Annotated in this window: 20 protein-coding genes and 1 pseudogene; 18 read left to right on the plus strand and 3 right to left on the minus strand. The window is 63.2% G+C overall.

All coding sequences use genetic code 11. The annotated features are described in order from the left end of the window. Positions 1-163: 163 nt before the first annotated feature. From E3T46_RS03255 to E3T46_RS03270, 4 genes and pseudogenes are all read left to right on the plus strand, one after another. A pseudogene (locus tag E3T46_RS03255) lies at positions 164-414 on the plus strand (helix-turn-helix domain-containing protein); the annotation flags it as partial. A 99-nt stretch (positions 415-513) separates the two neighbouring features. Then, entirely contained in the window at positions 514-804 is a 291-nt protein-coding gene (locus E3T46_RS03260; RefSeq protein ID WP_134577445.1) for a hypothetical protein, read from the plus strand. Between the two features lie 37 nt (positions 805-841). Beyond that, entirely contained in the window at positions 842-1,210 is a 369-nt protein-coding gene (locus E3T46_RS03265; protein ID WP_134577446.1) for a hypothetical protein, read from the plus strand. Between the two features lie 777 nt (positions 1,211-1,987). Further along, a complete protein-coding gene (locus E3T46_RS03270; protein WP_134577447.1) occupies positions 1,988-2,569 on the plus strand; it encodes a hypothetical protein in 582 nt (193 codons plus the stop codon). A gap of 205 nt (positions 2,570-2,774) precedes the next feature. Here E3T46_RS03270 and E3T46_RS03275 read toward each other — a convergent pair whose 3' ends face one another. Continuing rightward, a complete protein-coding gene (locus E3T46_RS03275) occupies positions 2,775-4,118 on the minus strand; it encodes a HEPN domain-containing protein (protein WP_134577448.1) in 1,344 nt (447 codons plus the stop codon). A 177-nt stretch (positions 4,119-4,295) separates the two neighbouring features. On the opposite strand from E3T46_RS03275, the gene E3T46_RS03280 reads away from it, so the two are divergent. From E3T46_RS03280 to E3T46_RS03315, 8 genes are all read left to right on the plus strand, one after another. After that, on the plus strand, positions 4,296-4,877 hold the full coding sequence (locus E3T46_RS03280; protein WP_134577449.1) for a hypothetical protein: 582 nt from the start codon (positions 4,296-4,298) through the stop codon (positions 4,875-4,877). A 149-nt stretch (positions 4,878-5,026) separates the two neighbouring features. Next, positions 5,027-5,725, plus strand: a complete 699-nt coding sequence (locus E3T46_RS03285) for a vWA domain-containing protein (RefSeq protein WP_134577450.1) — start codon at positions 5,027-5,029, stop codon at positions 5,723-5,725. Between the two features lie 293 nt (positions 5,726-6,018). Continuing rightward, the gene (locus E3T46_RS03290) at positions 6,019-6,267 is read left to right on the plus strand and encodes a type II toxin-antitoxin system Phd/YefM family antitoxin (RefSeq protein ID WP_134577451.1); all 249 of its coding nucleotides are present in this window, start codon (positions 6,019-6,021) and stop codon (positions 6,265-6,267) included. Further along, positions 6,264-6,521 carry a type II toxin-antitoxin system RelE/ParE family toxin gene (locus E3T46_RS03295; RefSeq protein WP_134577452.1) on the plus strand — a complete coding sequence of 86 codons (258 nt, stop codon included), beginning with the start codon at positions 6,264-6,266 and terminating at the stop codon, positions 6,519-6,521. The genes E3T46_RS03290 and E3T46_RS03295 overlap by 4 nt, the downstream gene beginning before the upstream one ends. A gap of 337 nt (positions 6,522-6,858) precedes the next feature. Then, positions 6,859-7,518: a hypothetical protein gene (locus E3T46_RS03300; RefSeq protein ID WP_134577453.1), complete on the plus strand. Its 660-nt coding sequence runs from the start codon at positions 6,859-6,861 to the stop codon at positions 7,516-7,518. Between the two features lie 210 nt (positions 7,519-7,728). Beyond that, positions 7,729-8,061: a helix-turn-helix domain-containing protein gene (locus E3T46_RS03305; RefSeq protein ID WP_134443601.1), complete on the plus strand. Its 333-nt coding sequence runs from the start codon at positions 7,729-7,731 to the stop codon at positions 8,059-8,061. Between the two features lie 34 nt (positions 8,062-8,095). After that, the gene (locus E3T46_RS03310) at positions 8,096-9,280 is read left to right on the plus strand and encodes a HipA domain-containing protein (protein ID WP_241980432.1); all 1,185 of its coding nucleotides are present in this window, start codon (positions 8,096-8,098) and stop codon (positions 9,278-9,280) included. A gap of 226 nt (positions 9,281-9,506) precedes the next feature. Next, the gene (locus tag E3T46_RS03315) at positions 9,507-9,647 is read left to right on the plus strand and encodes a hypothetical protein (protein ID WP_241980433.1); all 141 of its coding nucleotides are present in this window, start codon (positions 9,507-9,509) and stop codon (positions 9,645-9,647) included. Positions 9,648-9,707: 60 nt separating this feature from the next. On the opposite strand, the gene E3T46_RS03320 is transcribed toward E3T46_RS03315, so the two are convergent. Further along, on the minus strand, positions 9,708-10,082 hold the full coding sequence (locus tag E3T46_RS03320; protein ID WP_104133257.1) for a YccF domain-containing protein: 375 nt from the start codon (positions 10,080-10,082) through the stop codon (positions 9,708-9,710). A 90-nt stretch (positions 10,083-10,172) separates the two neighbouring features. On the opposite strand from E3T46_RS03320, the gene E3T46_RS03325 reads away from it, so the two are divergent. The 5 genes from E3T46_RS03325 (at position 10,173) to E3T46_RS03345 (ending at position 13,509) form a co-directional block, all read left to right on the plus strand. Continuing rightward, positions 10,173-10,583, plus strand: coding sequence for a DUF2256 and DUF3253 domain-containing protein (locus E3T46_RS03325; RefSeq protein ID WP_134577455.1), 411 nt, complete (start codon positions 10,173-10,175; stop codon positions 10,581-10,583). Positions 10,584-10,616: 33 nt separating this feature from the next. Then, positions 10,617-10,829, plus strand: coding sequence for a hypothetical protein (locus E3T46_RS18795; protein WP_134577456.1), 213 nt, complete (start codon positions 10,617-10,619; stop codon positions 10,827-10,829). A 51-nt stretch (positions 10,830-10,880) separates the two neighbouring features. Further along, positions 10,881-11,111, plus strand: a complete 231-nt coding sequence (locus E3T46_RS18800) for a hypothetical protein (RefSeq protein WP_134577457.1) — start codon at positions 10,881-10,883, stop codon at positions 11,109-11,111. A gap of 139 nt (positions 11,112-11,250) precedes the next feature. Continuing rightward, entirely contained in the window at positions 11,251-11,799 is a 549-nt protein-coding gene (locus E3T46_RS03340) for a PadR family transcriptional regulator (protein WP_134473255.1), read from the plus strand. 54 nt (positions 11,800-11,853) lie between these two features. Then, positions 11,854-13,509, plus strand: a complete 1,656-nt coding sequence (locus tag E3T46_RS03345; RefSeq protein ID WP_134577458.1) for an AarF/UbiB family protein — start codon at positions 11,854-11,856, stop codon at positions 13,507-13,509. A 138-nt stretch (positions 13,510-13,647) separates the two neighbouring features. Here E3T46_RS03345 and E3T46_RS03350 read toward each other — a convergent pair whose 3' ends face one another. Continuing rightward, the gene (locus E3T46_RS03350; RefSeq protein ID WP_241980434.1) at positions 13,648-14,883 is read right to left on the minus strand and encodes a DUF1524 domain-containing protein; all 1,236 of its coding nucleotides are present in this window, start codon (positions 14,881-14,883) and stop codon (positions 13,648-13,650) included. 103 nt (positions 14,884-14,986) lie between these two features. Here E3T46_RS03350 and E3T46_RS03355 point away from each other — a divergent pair, with 103 nt between their 5' ends. Further along, positions 14,987-15,493: a hypothetical protein gene (locus E3T46_RS03355; protein ID WP_134577459.1), complete on the plus strand. Its 507-nt coding sequence runs from the start codon at positions 14,987-14,989 to the stop codon at positions 15,491-15,493. Positions 15,494-15,567 lie beyond the last annotated feature (74 nt).

Genomic DNA, 15,567 nt, shown 5'->3' on the forward strand with positions numbered 1-15,567 from the left:
CACGACCGCGGTCGGTGGGCGCCCAACACTCTCGCGGCAGCCAAAGCCCGACAACAACGCGGCGAAATCCCAAATCGCGAATACCCTCGGCAGCTCACGATCGACGATCTACCGCAACCGCAACCTTTAGCGCCAATCACCGTTCCACTACTGGCCAGACCCCAACGTGCTCGCGATGGTCGCAGAATTCGAGGCCGACCTCATCCGAGCACGCACTCGCGAGGGATGCAGGTCGCCAAAGCGGCGGGTCGTCTGCGCGGTAAGCAGCCCTAACTGTCCAAAGCGCAGGAGAAGCATCTGATCGAGGTCCACCAGAGAGGTGAACACACCACCGCGCAGATCGCTGAACTCTTCAGCGTCGGGAGGTCTACGGTCTACCGCGCGATCCACCGCGCCGGCGACACCGACGTTTAGATTCGAAAAACTTCACCGTCCAAAGCCGGAACCCGCACCGGTGCGCCCTAAACGTGAATTTCCGTACCGATCCTCCTCAGACCCCGATACATTTGACGCATGATCTCGCGAAAATTCAACGAGCTACCGCAGTGGTCCTTCAACATTTTCGCGGCAGTCGGTTTCCTCTTCTGGGGTGTCGTCGGCATTTGGGGCGTAGTCGTCGCCTTCGCCGGAGGCACATACCCTTGGCCGTTCAATCAGTGGACCTCCGGCGGAGGAAATCTGATTCCAGCAATCGGTTTCTTCCTGCTCGGCGGAGTCGCCACTGCACTTACTGGAGCGGTCGGGGCGATACTCGGTTGGCTCTTGCGGTTAATTTTGCGGACGACTCAGCTGCTCAGGAATTAAGGATCTTTGTCGCGCTGTGACCGGAGGATGGACCAGAATGAAACGAGTTAATCGGGGATTTGTTACGGCGGTCGTCGCCGGGTCGTTGTTGACGCTATCCGGCTGCGCAAGCGCAAACCTTGGCGAGGTGGATTCGAAGACGTGTAGAGAACTCATTCAATTCAATGGGGCAGGACAGGACGCAATTGCCGCCAAAGATTTTCCCGCGCTCGAGGATGTACTAAATTCCTACAAGGAGCTCGGCGAACGGACGCCCACTGATTTGGGCAGATCAATCGTTGGCGCCTACACCGCTATGAGGGACGGTATCGAGAACGGCACTACGCTGGACGCAACCGCACTTACAGGCCCGGGTTCCCCGATCGACCTGTGCAGTCAAATCGGCATCTCGCTTCACCCGGATTAGGCAAGAAGCGGTCTGGCTGACCGCGTAGCGCTTTCCTGGCCGTCACAGCCAGGCCCCATTCATGCTGGCACCTCGGTGCGGAGCCACTTCGGTATCGCCGGAAGTAGGGGTCTGAGTAGGGGCGTTTGAGAAAACGGAGCTCAGAGTACGGTAAGGCGCAGTTTCAGCGGTCGGTCGCGGGGATCCGCCGGTTGAGGGGAGGAACTGCGACCCCAAGGTCCGGGCGACGGGCGAGGGTGCTTATGAGTTCAACTCCTCTTCGTATGCGGCGGCGGCCTCGTCGATCTCCCGCCGCTCCACGAACGAGTCTCCAGGGATGAGGTAGGGGCGGTCGTAGGAGGTGCCGTTGGTGCAGATGTAGGGGTCAGCTCACGAAACGGAATAAATAACACGCTAAGAGGTTCCGGGTCGGCGCAGTTGTTGTTAGCGCACGTTTCCGTTCCATTGCTACACAGACCATCTGACACCCTCTCACAATGACGGCAGCGTTCGTCGACCTTGAACGTGGCATCATTCGCGCATACCCCTGTTGGCTCACCTAGGCCGGAGCCCACGACCGCGGTCGGTGGGCGCCCAACACTCTCGCGGCAGCCAAAGCCCGACAACAACGCGGCGAAATCCCAAATCGCGAATACCCTCGGCAGCTCACGATCGACGATCTACCGCAACCTCAACCTTTAGCGCCAATCACCGTTCCACTACTGGCCAGACCCGTGGTACCCGCGGCCGGATTTCGCGACGGAGCAGACGGCATCCGCTTTTCTGGAACGAATCAGTGTGCGGCTGCCCGAAATCACCGGACCGGCCGAACACCAGGACTACCTCGCCCTGCTCGATCGCTGCCTGCTGGACCGAAAGCTCTCGGCGCACGAAGCGCAGGCGCTCGTGCAGCTCGCCGAGGAGCTCGGCCTCAGCCGCCACCGCTGCGAGCTGTTGCACGGGGAGTATTTCGCTGCGCTCGCCCGCATCGCCTGGGCCGACGGCGTGCTCACCACGGATGAGATGGGTGACCTCGTCGACGTCGCCAACCTGCTCGAGATCTCAGCGGATGCGCTCGACGCCGCGCTCGACCAGCCGGAAACGGCAGTCGTCACCGTGACGAGTACACACTTCGAACTACACCTCGGCGACCTCGTGGTGCTGACCGGCGAGATGACCCGACCCCGCAGCGACTGGGAGTCAGAGTTGCTGGCCCGCGGCTTCGCGCCGAAAAGTGCGGTGACCAAAAAGGTGACGCTGCTCGTGGCCGCCGACCCGGACTCACTCTCGGGCAAGGCGCGCAAAGCTCGCGACTACGGAATTCCGATCGTGGGGGAGGCCGCTCTGGCGCGGTTGGCGGGTGCGTTTCCGCTGCGCTGATCGTTCTGAACGGCGCTTCAGAGTCAGTAAATTCGCGCAGACTTCTTCACAAATAGCCCTGGAGGCACCGTACGCTCTTGGTGCACCGAGAGCACGGCTATGGGGGCTGCGCGGAGACGAACGGACCAAGCGGAAGGAACCGAAGGTGGCCGGAATATGCAACCCTCATCACCCGCTCTGCGCGTTGAGGACCGTCTCGGGGAGGTCAGCCTGGCAACCCGGCTGGGGATGCTGCTGGGGCGTCTCGAAAGATGAGCTCATCCCAGTTTGGAGGCCAGTTGCCTTGCGCTGATGCCTCTAAGGATTTCCAGCAAGACAGCTTCAACACACGGAGTACTCGATCATTAATCTCCCTGAGCGTCATCTCCAACCCGCCGCACCTGAGATCTTTTTGACTCGGCGTACCGCCATGCGCGACAATGCTCCTCGCTCTATAAGCCGTCGCGAATAGATTCTTTGTTTCGACTCGGCACTTGAGCGAAGTCGAATCCAACCACAGGCCGGCCCGTATCGACAGCCGATATGACAGCTCACTTGTGCCAGACTCAGTGAGAAACAGCGCCTCGGCTGCAATCATGAGATCAATTATCAGATCATCGTCTGCGCTTCGCAGTGGTACCCGGCTTAGTCGTCGAAGTGCGAGTTCGATGGATTTCGGCGCTTTCCGAACTGCAGCCCAGGCAGTGACGAAATCAGCGACCTCCATTTGTGTCCAAGGAAGCGGCGAGCGAGAAAGTTTCACGTGATGCGATTCGCTTAGCGATCCTGCAGGCGGCGCTGAGAGTCGGAGAGCTTCGAAAACCCCCGCCGGAGATACAAGCTGTGACGTGGACAACACGAGCGCGCACCTGAGCCACGATTCGTAGCGCTCGATGTAATTGCCATCCCGCGTGCCATTCTGAAAGACTTCCAAAGCCATGTACTGAAATTGAGATTCAGTGACCTTGAACTCATTTAGGTTCGGAGGCGTGAGTATGCCTAAGTTGAGTGACCACGCAAGGTCCTCCGGAGAAAGTGGCGTCAACCATGCGTCACCCCCCAGGTCGATTGCACTGTCCATGGCTGCCGATAGCGGAAGGATCCACCGCGTCGAATTCCGCTGGGACGACCCCAAGAAGTAGGCAGATTCCTTCACTCTGGAACTAAGGCGATGGGTGTCGACACATACTGATCGTTTGTTTCCGTCATATCGATCGGCAAGGGGCAAAGCAAGAACTAGGGCGGTAGCGATTTCGGTCGATAAGCCGTCGACCAAGACGGGCGACGCTCCGTATTCCGTGAGAAGTGCATGAATTGACGATTTAGTGCGCGGCCAACTCGGCATATTCTCAAGCGCACGCGCGACATCAAGGTTCTTGTGCCATTCGATGCCACCTCTGGAAGGAATGTATCTGAGTGTTGCCTCAGTCGTTGATTTCGAGACGACTTCCCAACCCACCATGAAGGAATTTACTTGAATGTCGTCGGAATGGCCAACTAGGTAGTCGGCGACATCCAAGCCCCAGAGTTGCATCGCGGATTCATACTCGTGTACTGATTCGCTGGCCAAGGTGCGCCTCCAATCCAATCCCAGTTAGCGCAGAATTCCGCCGCTGAGGACATCACAATACCCGGTTAGGACTGGAATCTTCCGTCTGGCCGACCGTGTCGGTGCCGGCGCCCATGGTACGCGCGGCCGGAATTCCCGACCGAGCAAACGGCATCCGCTTTTCTGGAACGCATCAGCGTGCGACTGCCCGAAATTTCAGGGCCGGCTGAACACCAGGACTACCTGGCCCTGCTCGACCGCTGCCTGCTAGATCGAAAGCTCTCGGCGCACGAAGCGCAGGCGCTCGTGCAGCTCGCCGAGGAGCTCGGCCTCAGCCGCCACCGCTGCCACCAGCTGCACGGCGAGTATTTCGCCGCGCTCGCCCGCATCGCCTGGGCCGACGGTGTACTCACAACGGATGAGATCGCCGACCTCGTCGACGTAGCCAACCTGCTCGACATTTCAGCGGATGCCCTCGATGCCGCCCTTGACCATCCGGAGCCGGCGGTCGTGGTGTTGGCCAGCGCGCACTTCGAGCTGCACCTGGGCGATCTCGTGGTGCTGACCGGCGAGATGATGCGGCCGCGCAGCGACTGGGAATCGGAGTTGCTGGCCCGCGGCTTCGCTCCGACGAGTGCCGTGACCAAGAAGGTCACGCTGCTCGTCGCCGCCGACCCGGACTCGCTCTCGAGCAAGGCGAGGAAGGCCCGCGACTACGGGATTCCGATCGTGGGGGAGGCGGCCCTGGCGCGGTTGGCGGGTGCGTTTCCGCTGCGCTGATCGCAGAACGACATCGATTCACCGCGTCGGAGTTTGCTATCGCGCGAGCCCCGCCGCACTGCTGTGCTGCGCTGTGCATGGAGCCATGTCGGTGGCTCGTGCGACACTCATCTTGTTCCCGCCGGGAACAACTTTTGAGGGGGAACACCATGACTGATCCGAACTACACCGCCATGCTGCTGGTCATCGATCGCAGTGGCTCGATGACGGGCATCCGCGATGACATGGTGGGCGGCCTCACCGCGATGCTCGCCGAGCAGGCGGCCGAGCCCGGCCTGCTCACCGTTGACATCGTCACATTCGACACGGAGATTGAAACGCAGTGCTCGTTGGCCGACCCGATGAACGTCACGATCTCGCTCGAGCCCCGTGGCGCCACAGCGCTCTTCGACGCCATCGGTCAGTCGGTCACCGCTTTCGGTCGGGTTCTGGCCGCGCTGCCCGAGCACGCCCGCCCCGAAACCGTGCAGGTCGTGGTCGTCACCGACGGGGCTGAGAACTCAAGCCGCGAGTTCAGTCTCGACGCAGTGCGCACTCTGGTCACGCGTCAGAAGGAGCAGTACAGCTGGGATTTCATGTTTCTCGGGGCCAACCAAGACGCCGTGCTGTCCGGTGAGAACCTGGGCTTTGACGCGGGCAGTTCCATGACCTTCACGGCCAGCGCCGACGCGGTCTCGAACATGAGCGCGTCCATGGGTCGCTACGTGAAAGACGTGCGCGGCAAGACCAAGCGCATGTTCGACGACGAAGAGCGGTACAGCTCCATGATTCCGGCCCCGGAGGCGCCCATCCGACCGGCTGAGACATCGCCGAAGCCGGCGAGGGGCAAAAAGGTCGAGAAGCCCTAGCAACGCTCGGGGCCCTAGCTGCTAGGGCTGGTCGAGTGGTCGCCCGAGAGACGGCGATCGCCGCGAACGGGAGGCTCGCCATGACCGATCCAGGGCCTTTGGCGCGCCCCCTCGGCTTGACCGGCGCCCACCATCTCCCACCCATCATCCGGCAGACGTCATCCGCAGCAGCCGGATGGCTATGAGGGCGAACCAGAACCTGAGTTCGTGGCCACCCGACGGAGCACCGTGCGCCCGGCTGCAGATCTGCACTGCACATGTACATCCCCATCACGCTGATGTACATTTGAGGCATGTCGAAGTCAAGCGTCACCGACGCCAGGGCGCGCCTACCCGAGTTGATTGCCCAGGCCAGCTCAGAGGCCGTTTTCTTGGAGCGTCGCGGAAAAGTCGCTGCTGTGCTGGTGAGCCCCGAGCAGTACGCGCGCATGCAGGAAGCGCTTGAGGATGCTGAGGACGTCGCGGCTTTTGATATGGCCATGGCCGATGAAGGCGACAACATTCCCTGGGAGCAGGTCAAAGCGGATCTCGGCTGGATGTGAGCAAATACCGGATCGAATTGCGTTCGGCAGCGGTCAAAGCTTTGCGTCGCATTGATCCGCAGGATCGTGGTCGGGTACAAGGCGCCATCGCCCTGCTGGGCGAAGACCCTCGCCCGCCCGGGGCGAGAGCGCTGCAAGGGCGGGACGGCTATCGGGTGCGGGTGGGCAGTTATCGGATTCTGTACACCGTCCGCAACGACGTCCTTGTGGTGGTCGTGGTCACCGTCGGCCATCGTCGGGACGTGTACGAGTAGCTCGTGGTGTGCTGCTCGACGGCCGCGTTATCGTGGCCCACAACGCCGCCTTCGACGCCCGCTTTCTCCTCGCGGAACTTGGCCGCGCCGGATACCTGATTACCGTTCCGGTAATCTGCCTCTGCACCTCGCCCGCGACTTTCTACCCGGCACCGGCCGGTCGCTCGCCGACTGCTGCGCCGCCTACGACATCGATCTCACCGGTGCCCACCGAGCCTCGGTTGATACCTACGCCACCGCGCGATTACTCAGTAACTACATCATTGGTGCTGCCGATCCGATCCTGTGGGCCGACGCCCTTCACCGTGCCGCCGCCTACCGTTGGCCGACCCTGTCGTTGCCGGAGCGCCCGTGGTACCCGCGGCCGGATTTCGCGACGGAGCAGACGGCATCCGCTTTTCTGGAACGAATCAGTGTGCGGCTGCCCGAAATCACCGGACCGGCCGAACACCAGGACTACCTCGCCCTGCTCGATCGCTGCCTGCTGGACCGAAAGCTCTCGGCGCACGAAGCGCAGGCGCTCGTGCAGCTCGCCGAGGAGCTCGGCCTCAGCCGTCACCGGTGCGAGCTGTTGCACGGGGAGTATTTCGCTGCGCTCGCCCGCATCGCCTGGGCCGATGGCGTGCTCACCACGGATGAGATGGGTGACCTCGTCGACGTCGCCAACCTGCTCGACATTTCAGCGGATGCGCTCGACGCCGCGCTCGACCAGCCGGAAACGGCAGTCGTCACCGTGACGAGTACACACTTCGAACTGCACCTCGGCGACCTCGTGGTGCTGACCGGCGAGATGACCCGACCCCGCAGCGACTGGGAGTCGGAGTTGCTGGCCCGCGGCTTCGCGCCGAAAAGTGCGGTGACCAAAAAGGTCACACTGCTCGTGGCCGCCGACCCGGACTCGCTGTCGGGCAAGGCGCGCAAGGCCCGCGACTACGGAATTCCGATCGTGGGGGAGGCCGCCCTGGCCCGACTGGCGGGTGCGTTTCCGCTGCGCTGATCGCTGACTGGAATCTGCTGACCGCGGGGCACTATAAAGCGCCGTACGGCCTCGGCCAGACTCACCTCCCGAGCTGGTTCTCAAAGCGCAGGCCGGGGTGAGGAGATTGCATAGTGTGACCATCGATGATTCTGACCACTTAATGACTCGTATTCTCTACATTATCTTTCCCAATGTGTAGAATACTGGTCATATGAGGGGATGACTGTTATGGCTGAAAAACGAATGACACCGATTCCTGTTCGGCGAGCCATCCGCGAACTCGGAAAAGACACTCAAACCTGGCGCAAGCTTTTGGGATTGACCATGGAGCAAGTCGCAGATCGCGCCGACATAAGCCGCAGCACCCTCGCAAAATTGGAGTCCGGTACCGGCGGCGTCAGCCTCGAGACCGCGCTGCGCGTGTTCCGAGCCCTCGGAATCATGGACACAGTCGTCAACAGCGCCGACCCTTACCGCAGCGATGTGGGCCGGCTCCGGTCCGAAGAGATTCTGCCGCAGCGAGTGCGGCAGAGCACGCCGAAGTCCGTGTCGGATGCCTGACGCCGAAGTCTGGGTGCAGCTGGGCGGCGTAGACGTGCGCGCCGGAACCGTCTACTCCCATCGTCGGCGTGGCTCTGAGAGCGCCACGTTTACCTACGCGCCTGAGTATCTGGCACGGCCTGCTGCCTACGCTGTGGACCCTGCCCTTCCACTGTCTTCCGGTGCGTTCAGTACAGCGGATGGCCACCACCTGTTCGGCGCATTCACCGACTGCGCCCCTGACCGGTGGGGACGCAGGCTCCTCGAACGGTCTGAACGCCGTCGCGCTTCCCGAAGTGGTGTTAGCGAGCGCAGCTTCGGCGAACTCGACTTCACCCTCGGAGTCAGGGATGACCTACGCCAAGGAGCTATTCGGTTCCGCATTCCTGGCATCGATGAGTGGCAGGCAGAAGCGGCCGAAAGTGTGCCGCATCTCGTTGACCTGTCGCAGCTCCTTCGTGCCGTCGAATCCGTGGAAAGCGAAAATCCAGATGACGAAGCATTGCGCTTGCTGCTGGGAGCCGGGAGCTCGATCGGAGGTGCACGCCCCAAGGCGGCCGTGGTAAACGGTCGAGGCGAGCTGTTAATAGCAAAATTTCCGCGTGTGGGCAGTGACGAATGGGATGTCATGGCTTGGGAGCACCTATCCCTCACGCTCGCCTCCCGCGCCGGTATCCGCACACCGTCCAACGAGTTGATGACGGTGGCCGGTCGCAATGTCCTTCTCCTCAATCGGTTCGATCGGCAGGGCTTACGCCGAATCGGGTACGCGAGCGCCATGACCATGCTCGAAGCGGTCGACGGCGAGCGGCGCAGCTATCTGGAAATCGCAGAAGTCATCGAGCGGTCATCATCGTCGGCCACGACTGAGCTCATTGAACTCTGGCGGAGGATTGCATTCTCCATCCTTATTTCGAACACCGACGACCATCTGCGCAATCATGGATTTTTGCGCTCCGACTCCCAAGGCAGTTGGAATTTGTCGCCGGTTTTCGATCTCAATCCCAACCCAACACCGGGACCGAAACATTTGTCGACAGCCATCGACTTTGACACATACGCCGCGAACACCGACACTCTTCTTGAAGTAGCACCGTATTTTCGAGTCCAGAGCCCCAAGACCATACTCGCGGACGTAGCCCACGCGGTCTCGGGGTGGGCAGCCGAAGCGCGCCGTCTGGGCATCGCCGAGGGCGAGATTGACCTGATGTCCGGGGCTTTTGCACCAGCAGGCCGATAGTGCAGAGCGGGAGCCCAAAGTGGGGGAGCGAATCGCAGTGCGCTGATCTCCTGAACTGACAGGCTGGATCGCTTCTGTACGGTCTTGCTATGCGTATAGCGTGACAATACGCTGACGCTGTGATCGAGTCGTTTCGACACAGGGGACTAGCGCGGTTCTATGCGCCGGGCCGTAAAGAGACTGGGAGTCAGAGTTGCTGGCCCGCGGCTTCGCGCCGAAATGTGCGGTGACCAAAAAAGTGACGCTGCTCGTGGCCGCCGACCCGGACTCGCTCTCGGGCAAGGCGCGCAAAGCCCGCGACTACGGAATTCCGATCGTGGGGGAGGCCGCCCTGGCCCGGCTGGCGGGTGCGTTTTCGCTGCGCTGACTTCCGGTTGTTCGCCGGCTCCGGCGTGATTTGGCGACGGAGCAGGCGGCATCCGCTTTGTTAGGGCGTGTCGACGATCTGCTTGCCGAGCGGCATGAGCGCGACCGGAATCAGCTTGAAGTTGGCGATGCCGAACGGGATGCCGATGATCGTCACGCAGAGGGCGATGCCGGAGAGCAGGTGCTCGAGGGCGATCCACCAGCCGGCCAGAATCACCCAGACGACATTGCCGAACAGTGACGCGGCGCCGGCGCCCGGGGCGTCGACCACGGTCTTGCCGAACGGCCAGAGCGCGTAGACGCCGATGCGTGCCGCGGCGATTCCCCAGGGGATCGTCACGATGAGAATGCACATGATTGCGGCTGCCAGCATGTAGCCGAGGAACAGCCAGAAGCCTGACAGCACGAGCCAGATGATGTTGAGAAGGGTCTTCATGGTGGTTCCATTCTCGCAGGTCGCCCGTGCCGGGCACGGTGCGGGAGACACGCGTGGCACGATTGCAGGACTCCGGGCAAGATAGAGGCCATGGCCCACCGTCAACGGCACCGTCCCGATGCTGACCCCGTAACCGACCGGGCGGATAAGACCTGCGCGTCGTGTGGGCGACGCATCGAGTGGCGTGCGAAGTGGGCGCACAACTGGGACTCGGTGAAGTACTGCTCGGCAGCCTGCCGCTCACACGGGGTCAACACGACAGACCTGCAGCTCGAATCGACCATCGTGTCATTGCTGCGCAAAAGCGCACGGGATGCCACGATCTGTCCGTCGGACGCGGCGCGCGCCATCGGCGGCGAGGAGTGGCGCGACCTGATGGAGCCGGCCCGACGCGCCGCGCGACGCATGGTCGCCCGCGGCGAATTACAGATCACCCAGGGCGGCGTCGTGGTCGACCCGTCAACCGCCAAGGGTGCAATTCGGTTGCGAACGCCGCGATAAGCGTTCCGCACCACACAGAGAGGAGCGCACGATATGACAGTGACCTGCGACATGATGGTCTCGGAGGACGGCTACGCGGCCGGCGTGAATCAGAGCCTGGAGCATCCGCTGGGCGAGGGCGGCGAACGACTGGCCCGCTGGCGCTTCGAGCGGCCCGATGAGAATGCGGCAGAGATCGCCGCCATCGCGACCTCGGGCGCCTACATCATGGGGCGCAATATGTGCGGGCCTGGCCGTGGCGAGTGAGACGACGAGTGGACGGGCTGGTGGGGCGACGACCCGCCGTACCACGCGCCGGTGTTCGTACTGACGCACTACCCGCGGGCTCCGCTCGTGATGCAAGGCGGCACGACCTTCACGTTCGTGACCGCTGGCATCCTGGCGGCGCTGGAGCAGGCTCGCGCCGTTGCGGGCGATCGCGAGGTCGCGATTGCGGTCGGTGCCGCGGCCCTCGTCGCATTTCTCCTGCTGTTCCAACGCGCACGCTCCAAGCGGATGCTGGCGCTGCGGCACGCAAACGGCGCCTGACACAGAGTTGCCGTGATCGGTCGGCGGTGTCTGGGAGCCAGCCCTGAGCATCCGTTGTGGGGTAACGCTCGAGGCCATCGCTGGGTATCGTTGAACCTATCGCTGTATATCGTTCGCACGTCATACCGAGGAGGCAATCATGGGCAACACATTCCCCACCGGCGGGTTCAACGCCGCCAACATGGACGGCATCTGGCAGGCCATGGAACAGTTCCGCTCCCGCTTCGAGAAGCAGGCAGGCACGGCCACCCGAGCCGGTCGCGGCGAGGTGCGCACGGCGGTACTCGCCCTGCTGGCGGAGCAGCCGATGCACGGCTACCAGATCATCCACGAAATCGAAGAGCGCAGCGGCGGCACCTGGAAGCCCAGCGCCGGCTCGGTCTACCCCACGTTGCAGCTACTGGCTGATGAGGGCCTGATCAGCGCCGAAGAGAACAACGGTCGCAAGATCTACTCGCTCACCGATGAGGGTCGCGCGGCAGTCGCTGACGCCGACACGAGCGCCCCGTGGGCAGCGACGAGCTCCACCGGGTCACACGGCCACACGGCGCTGCCGAAGGCGGGCATCGAACTCGCCCAGGCTGCTGCTCAGGTGGGTCGCACCGGCTCGCCGGAACAGATAAAAGAGGCTGTAACCGTGCTCGACGACGCCCGTCGCAAGCTCTACTCGATCCTCGCCCAGGACTGACGGGTGCCGCTGGCTCGTCGAGGTAGCTACGATTCGAATTCGGGCGCGGGCAACATGCGCGCCCGATACCGCCGCATTCTGCGTTTTGCCAGCTGGTATCTCGCCATAACGTGGTGGTTCGAGTTGTTCCTGCCTCGCATCGGGCTGGTGACAGTCGCCGAGCGCACACGCTCCAAGCGGATGCAGCGCTTCGCGAAGGGTTTTCACGTGCTCGCGGCCGACCTCGGCGGTCTCATGATCAAGGTCGGGCAGTTCATGTCATCGCGCCTTGACGTGCTGCCGCCCGAGATCACTAAAGAGCTCGAGGGGCTGCAGGACGAAGTCGCGCCGGTATCGTTTGCGGCCATTCGCGCTGCTGTCGAGGCGGAGCTGGGCATGCCACTCGAACGGGCCTTTACGTCGGTCGACGAGACGCCGGTGGCGGCGGCATCCCTCGGGCAAGCGCATCGAGCCCGACTCACCGCGCTCGATGCTGCTGACACGGGGCTCGACGGGGTCATTATCAAGGTACAGCGCCCGGGAATCGACGAAATCATCGACGTCGACCTTGCCGCCCTGCGCAAAGTGGGCGGCTGGCTCAGCCATGTGAAACTCGTCTCCAACCGGGTCGACATGCCGGCGCTGGTCGAAGAGTTCGCACAGACGAGTCTCGAAGAGATCGACTACCTGCACGAGGCGAGCAGCTCCGAACGTTTCGCAGCGGCCTTTCCCGATGACGACCGAGTCGGCGTTCCCGGTGTCGTCTGGGAACGAACCACCCGCAAGGTGCTCACTCTCGAAGATGTCACGGCGATCAAGATCACCGACGTCGACGCCCTGATCAAGGCCGGCATCGACCCGGCTGAGGTGGCTCCGGTCTTCGCCGAGGTCATGTTCGACCAGATGTTCACGATGGGCTTCTTTCACGCCGATCCGCACCCCGGCAACATCTTCGTCACCCCGGACGCCGACAGCGAGCGCGGCTGGAAACTCACCTTCATTGACTTCGGCATGATGGGCGAGGTGCCCACCAGTACGCGCACCGGGCTGCGCAAAATGCTCATTGCAGCAGCCTCACGCGATGGGCGCGGCCTGGTCAATGCCATGAACGATGTCGGCGTGCTCCTGCCTTCGGCCGAGACGACCGAGCTCGAACGGGCCATGACCACTCTGTTCGCCCGGTTTGGTGGCATGGGTTTCGCCGAGTTGCGCGAGGTGGACCCGCGAGAGTTCCGCGAATTCGCGGTGCAGTTCGGCGACGTGGTGCGCTCGCTGCCGTTCCAGCTGCCCGAGAACTTTCTGCTCATCATCCGAGCCATGTCGCTCACCTCCGGCGTGGCCAGCGCGCTCAATCCCGCGTTCAACCTCTGGGATTCGGTCGAGCCGTACGCGGCGCAGCTGCTGCGCGACGAGAGCGGCAACTTCGTGCAGGACATCGCGAAGCAGGCGACGGAGACGGTCGGCATCGCCGTTCGCCTGCCCAAGCGCCTCGACGGATTGATCACCCGGATCGAAGACGGCTCCGTTGCGGTTGCCAGCCCGGGCCTCGAGAAGCGCGTCGCCCGCCTCGAGCGCACCCTGCGGCAAGCCGTGTCGGCGCTCCTGTTCGCTGCGCTGCTCATCGCCGGCGTGCTGCTGCGAGCGGATGACGCGGTGCTGGGCACCGTATTAATGATCGCGTCGGTCGTCCCCCTGCTGCACACGCTGTTCGCGGGGCGTCGCGGGTTCTAAGCCGGCGGACGCGGGTTCTGAGCGGGCGGTCGCGGTGGCCGTCGACGCGGAGGCGACCGGGCAGACCGGCGGGGCGGCATCCGCTCTATGGTTGGGGATTGCGCACGCCATGACGGCTGGTTCGGCCAGTCTGGTCAGCTAGCTTTCGCAGCCGACGCCGACGCCGTCGCCGTCCCGGTCGAGGTGACGCCCATACCCGTCGTCCCCCGTGTGTACCGGAGCTGCTCCAGCAGCACGCGCCGCGTCACAGTTCTTGTAGTAAGCGCTGGCGGGTGCCGGCGCAACCGGTGCCACGGGCGCCGGCTCGACGGCGACCGGAACGGGCACCACGACCATGGGCGCAGGCCCGGCAACCGGCACGGGGACGACGACAACGGGAGCGGGTGCCGGCGCGAAAATGGATGCCGTCGCCCGTTCGTCGGGGCAAGCCGTCAAAATACGGGTCATCGCGTCGTGCGCGGCCTGCGTCACCCATAGCCCGTAGGTCGCCTTCACGGAAATCTGCCGTGCCACGTAAGCGCATCGGTACGGTTTCAGCGGCGGCAACCAAGTGGCCGTGTCGCCGTCACCCTTGCTCGAGTTCGTGCGTCCGTCCAAGGCCAGCAGATTGAGCGGATCGTTCGCGAGCGACACTCGCTGGGTCTGGCTCAGTTGCTGGGCACCGGTCTGCCAAGCATTCGATAGCGCCACCACATGGTCGATTTGCACGAGCGACGACGTCGCCGTTCCTCGCACAAAGTTGATCGTTTTTCCCGTGTATGGGCCGGTCAGCGTGCCGGTCACGACCCGGCAGCCGCCTTGCTTCGCGATGTTGGTCAGGTCGCGGGCCAGGATGTCGTTACGGGTGTCGCATCCGTTTTGGTCAACGTCGAGCCAGGCCGTGCCGAAGCTGCCGCTGCGGTCGTAGCCGGTCTTGGGCGCGCGGCCCTTGATCGGCAGAGTCGCCAGCAACGCCACCGCTGTGGTGTCGGTCCCTGACGTGTCGGCCAGAACGATGCTCGCGGCATCCGGTGCCGGTGTGCTCGTGGCTGGATCGGTTGGCGCTTCGACGGTGAATGCCAACGGCGTCGGGCTCGGAGTCGGGCTCGGCGTCGCGGAAGGGGTGGCCGTTGCGGTCGGTTGCGCACTCGTGCTGGCCAGGTTCGCGTCGAAGGATGCCGGTGCCAGCGACGAACCGACGAAGACCGCGACGAGCGCCCCGGCCAGAACGACACTCGCAATCTTGCGTGTGGGAATGACGGCCCACGAGCGTCGGCCGGTGGTCAACACATAGATGGCGGTGAAGGCGCCGATCGAGCCAATCGTCAGGAACAGGCCGGAAAACCCGCTGGTCGACGCGGCCACGAGTAACAACACCTGTGACAAGCCGAGCACGGGGGCGTAAGTAATTCTTATAATTGCTCACTATATTAATGAGATGTTCTCGTGTTTAAGAGCGATTCGCGGTATAATTGTGGGTGAAGGAGGCACCGTCGCCATGACCCTTACAGCCCCGCCGGCCGCAGCTGGTGCACTGCCGGAGTTCGAGGGTTCCCGGATCGCAGCGATTGCTCAGGCTGCTGCCATTCTGGCGGCAGTGTTAGACGGGGTGCGGTTCGGTCATCTGGATGACTCCGAAGCGGTTGCGGTGCTTGCGGCGCTCGAAGGTCTCGGCCGCAAGGTTGATGGGGCCAGACTACGGTCGACCGCCGACATCGGTGCGCGGGCCGAAACCGACCTCGGGAACGGTTCGTTGGCCTACCGAAACGGATGCCGCACCAAGGTAGATCTCATCACCCAGCTCGCCGGCATCTCCGGCCGTGAGGCCAAGCGGCGCCTGAAACTCGGCGAGACAGCGGTGGAACGCACGCCGCTGGGCCTGCCGGTCCCCGCCCGCTACCCGGTCATCGCCGACGCGCTGGGTAGCGGCGACCTCGGCATTGAGGCGGCCGAGATCATCGGAGGGTGTCAGATGGTCTGTGTAAGGGGTTGCGGATCTATTTGAAGGAGTGACACTAATGGTCATGACAGAACGAACTGAGAAGCTGAAAGCACCGAAGTCCCCGGCCCAGCGTGCGG

The organism is Cryobacterium sp. Hh11 (genome assembly GCF_004404045.1).
GTDB lineage: Bacteria > Actinomycetota > Actinomycetes > Actinomycetales > Microbacteriaceae > Cryobacterium > Cryobacterium levicorallinum.

What these genes read in the sequence shown, in the direction of transcription:
- E3T46_RS03260 (WP_134577445.1), top strand. Translation starts at nt 514, where the DNA reads ATGATCTCGCGAAAATTCAACGAGCTACCGCAGTGGTCCTTCAACATT.
- E3T46_RS03265 (WP_134577446.1), top strand. Translation starts at nt 842, where the DNA reads ATGAAACGAGTTAATCGGGGATTTGTTACGGCGGTCGTCGCCGGGTCG.
- E3T46_RS03285 (WP_134577450.1), top strand. Translation starts at nt 5,027, where the DNA reads ATGACTGATCCGAACTACACCGCCATGCTGCTGGTCATCGATCGCAGT.
- E3T46_RS03290 (WP_134577451.1), top strand. Translation starts at nt 6,019, where the DNA reads ATGTCGAAGTCAAGCGTCACCGACGCCAGGGCGCGCCTACCCGAGTTG.
- E3T46_RS03305 (WP_134443601.1), top strand. Translation starts at nt 7,729, where the DNA reads ATGGCTGAAAAACGAATGACACCGATTCCTGTTCGGCGAGCCATCCGC.
- E3T46_RS03320 (WP_104133257.1), bottom strand. Translation starts at nt 10,082, where the DNA reads ATGAAGACCCTTCTCAACATCATCTGGCTCGTGCTGTCAGGCTTCTGG.
- E3T46_RS03325 (WP_134577455.1), top strand. Translation starts at nt 10,173, where the DNA reads ATGGCCCACCGTCAACGGCACCGTCCCGATGCTGACCCCGTAACCGAC.
- E3T46_RS18795 (WP_134577456.1), top strand. Translation starts at nt 10,617, where the DNA reads ATGACAGTGACCTGCGACATGATGGTCTCGGAGGACGGCTACGCGGCC.
- E3T46_RS03340 (WP_134473255.1), top strand. Translation starts at nt 11,251, where the DNA reads ATGGGCAACACATTCCCCACCGGCGGGTTCAACGCCGCCAACATGGAC.
- E3T46_RS03345 (WP_134577458.1), top strand. Translation starts at nt 11,854, where the DNA reads ATGCGCGCCCGATACCGCCGCATTCTGCGTTTTGCCAGCTGGTATCTC.
- E3T46_RS03355 (WP_134577459.1), top strand. Translation starts at nt 14,987, where the DNA reads ATGACCCTTACAGCCCCGCCGGCCGCAGCTGGTGCACTGCCGGAGTTC.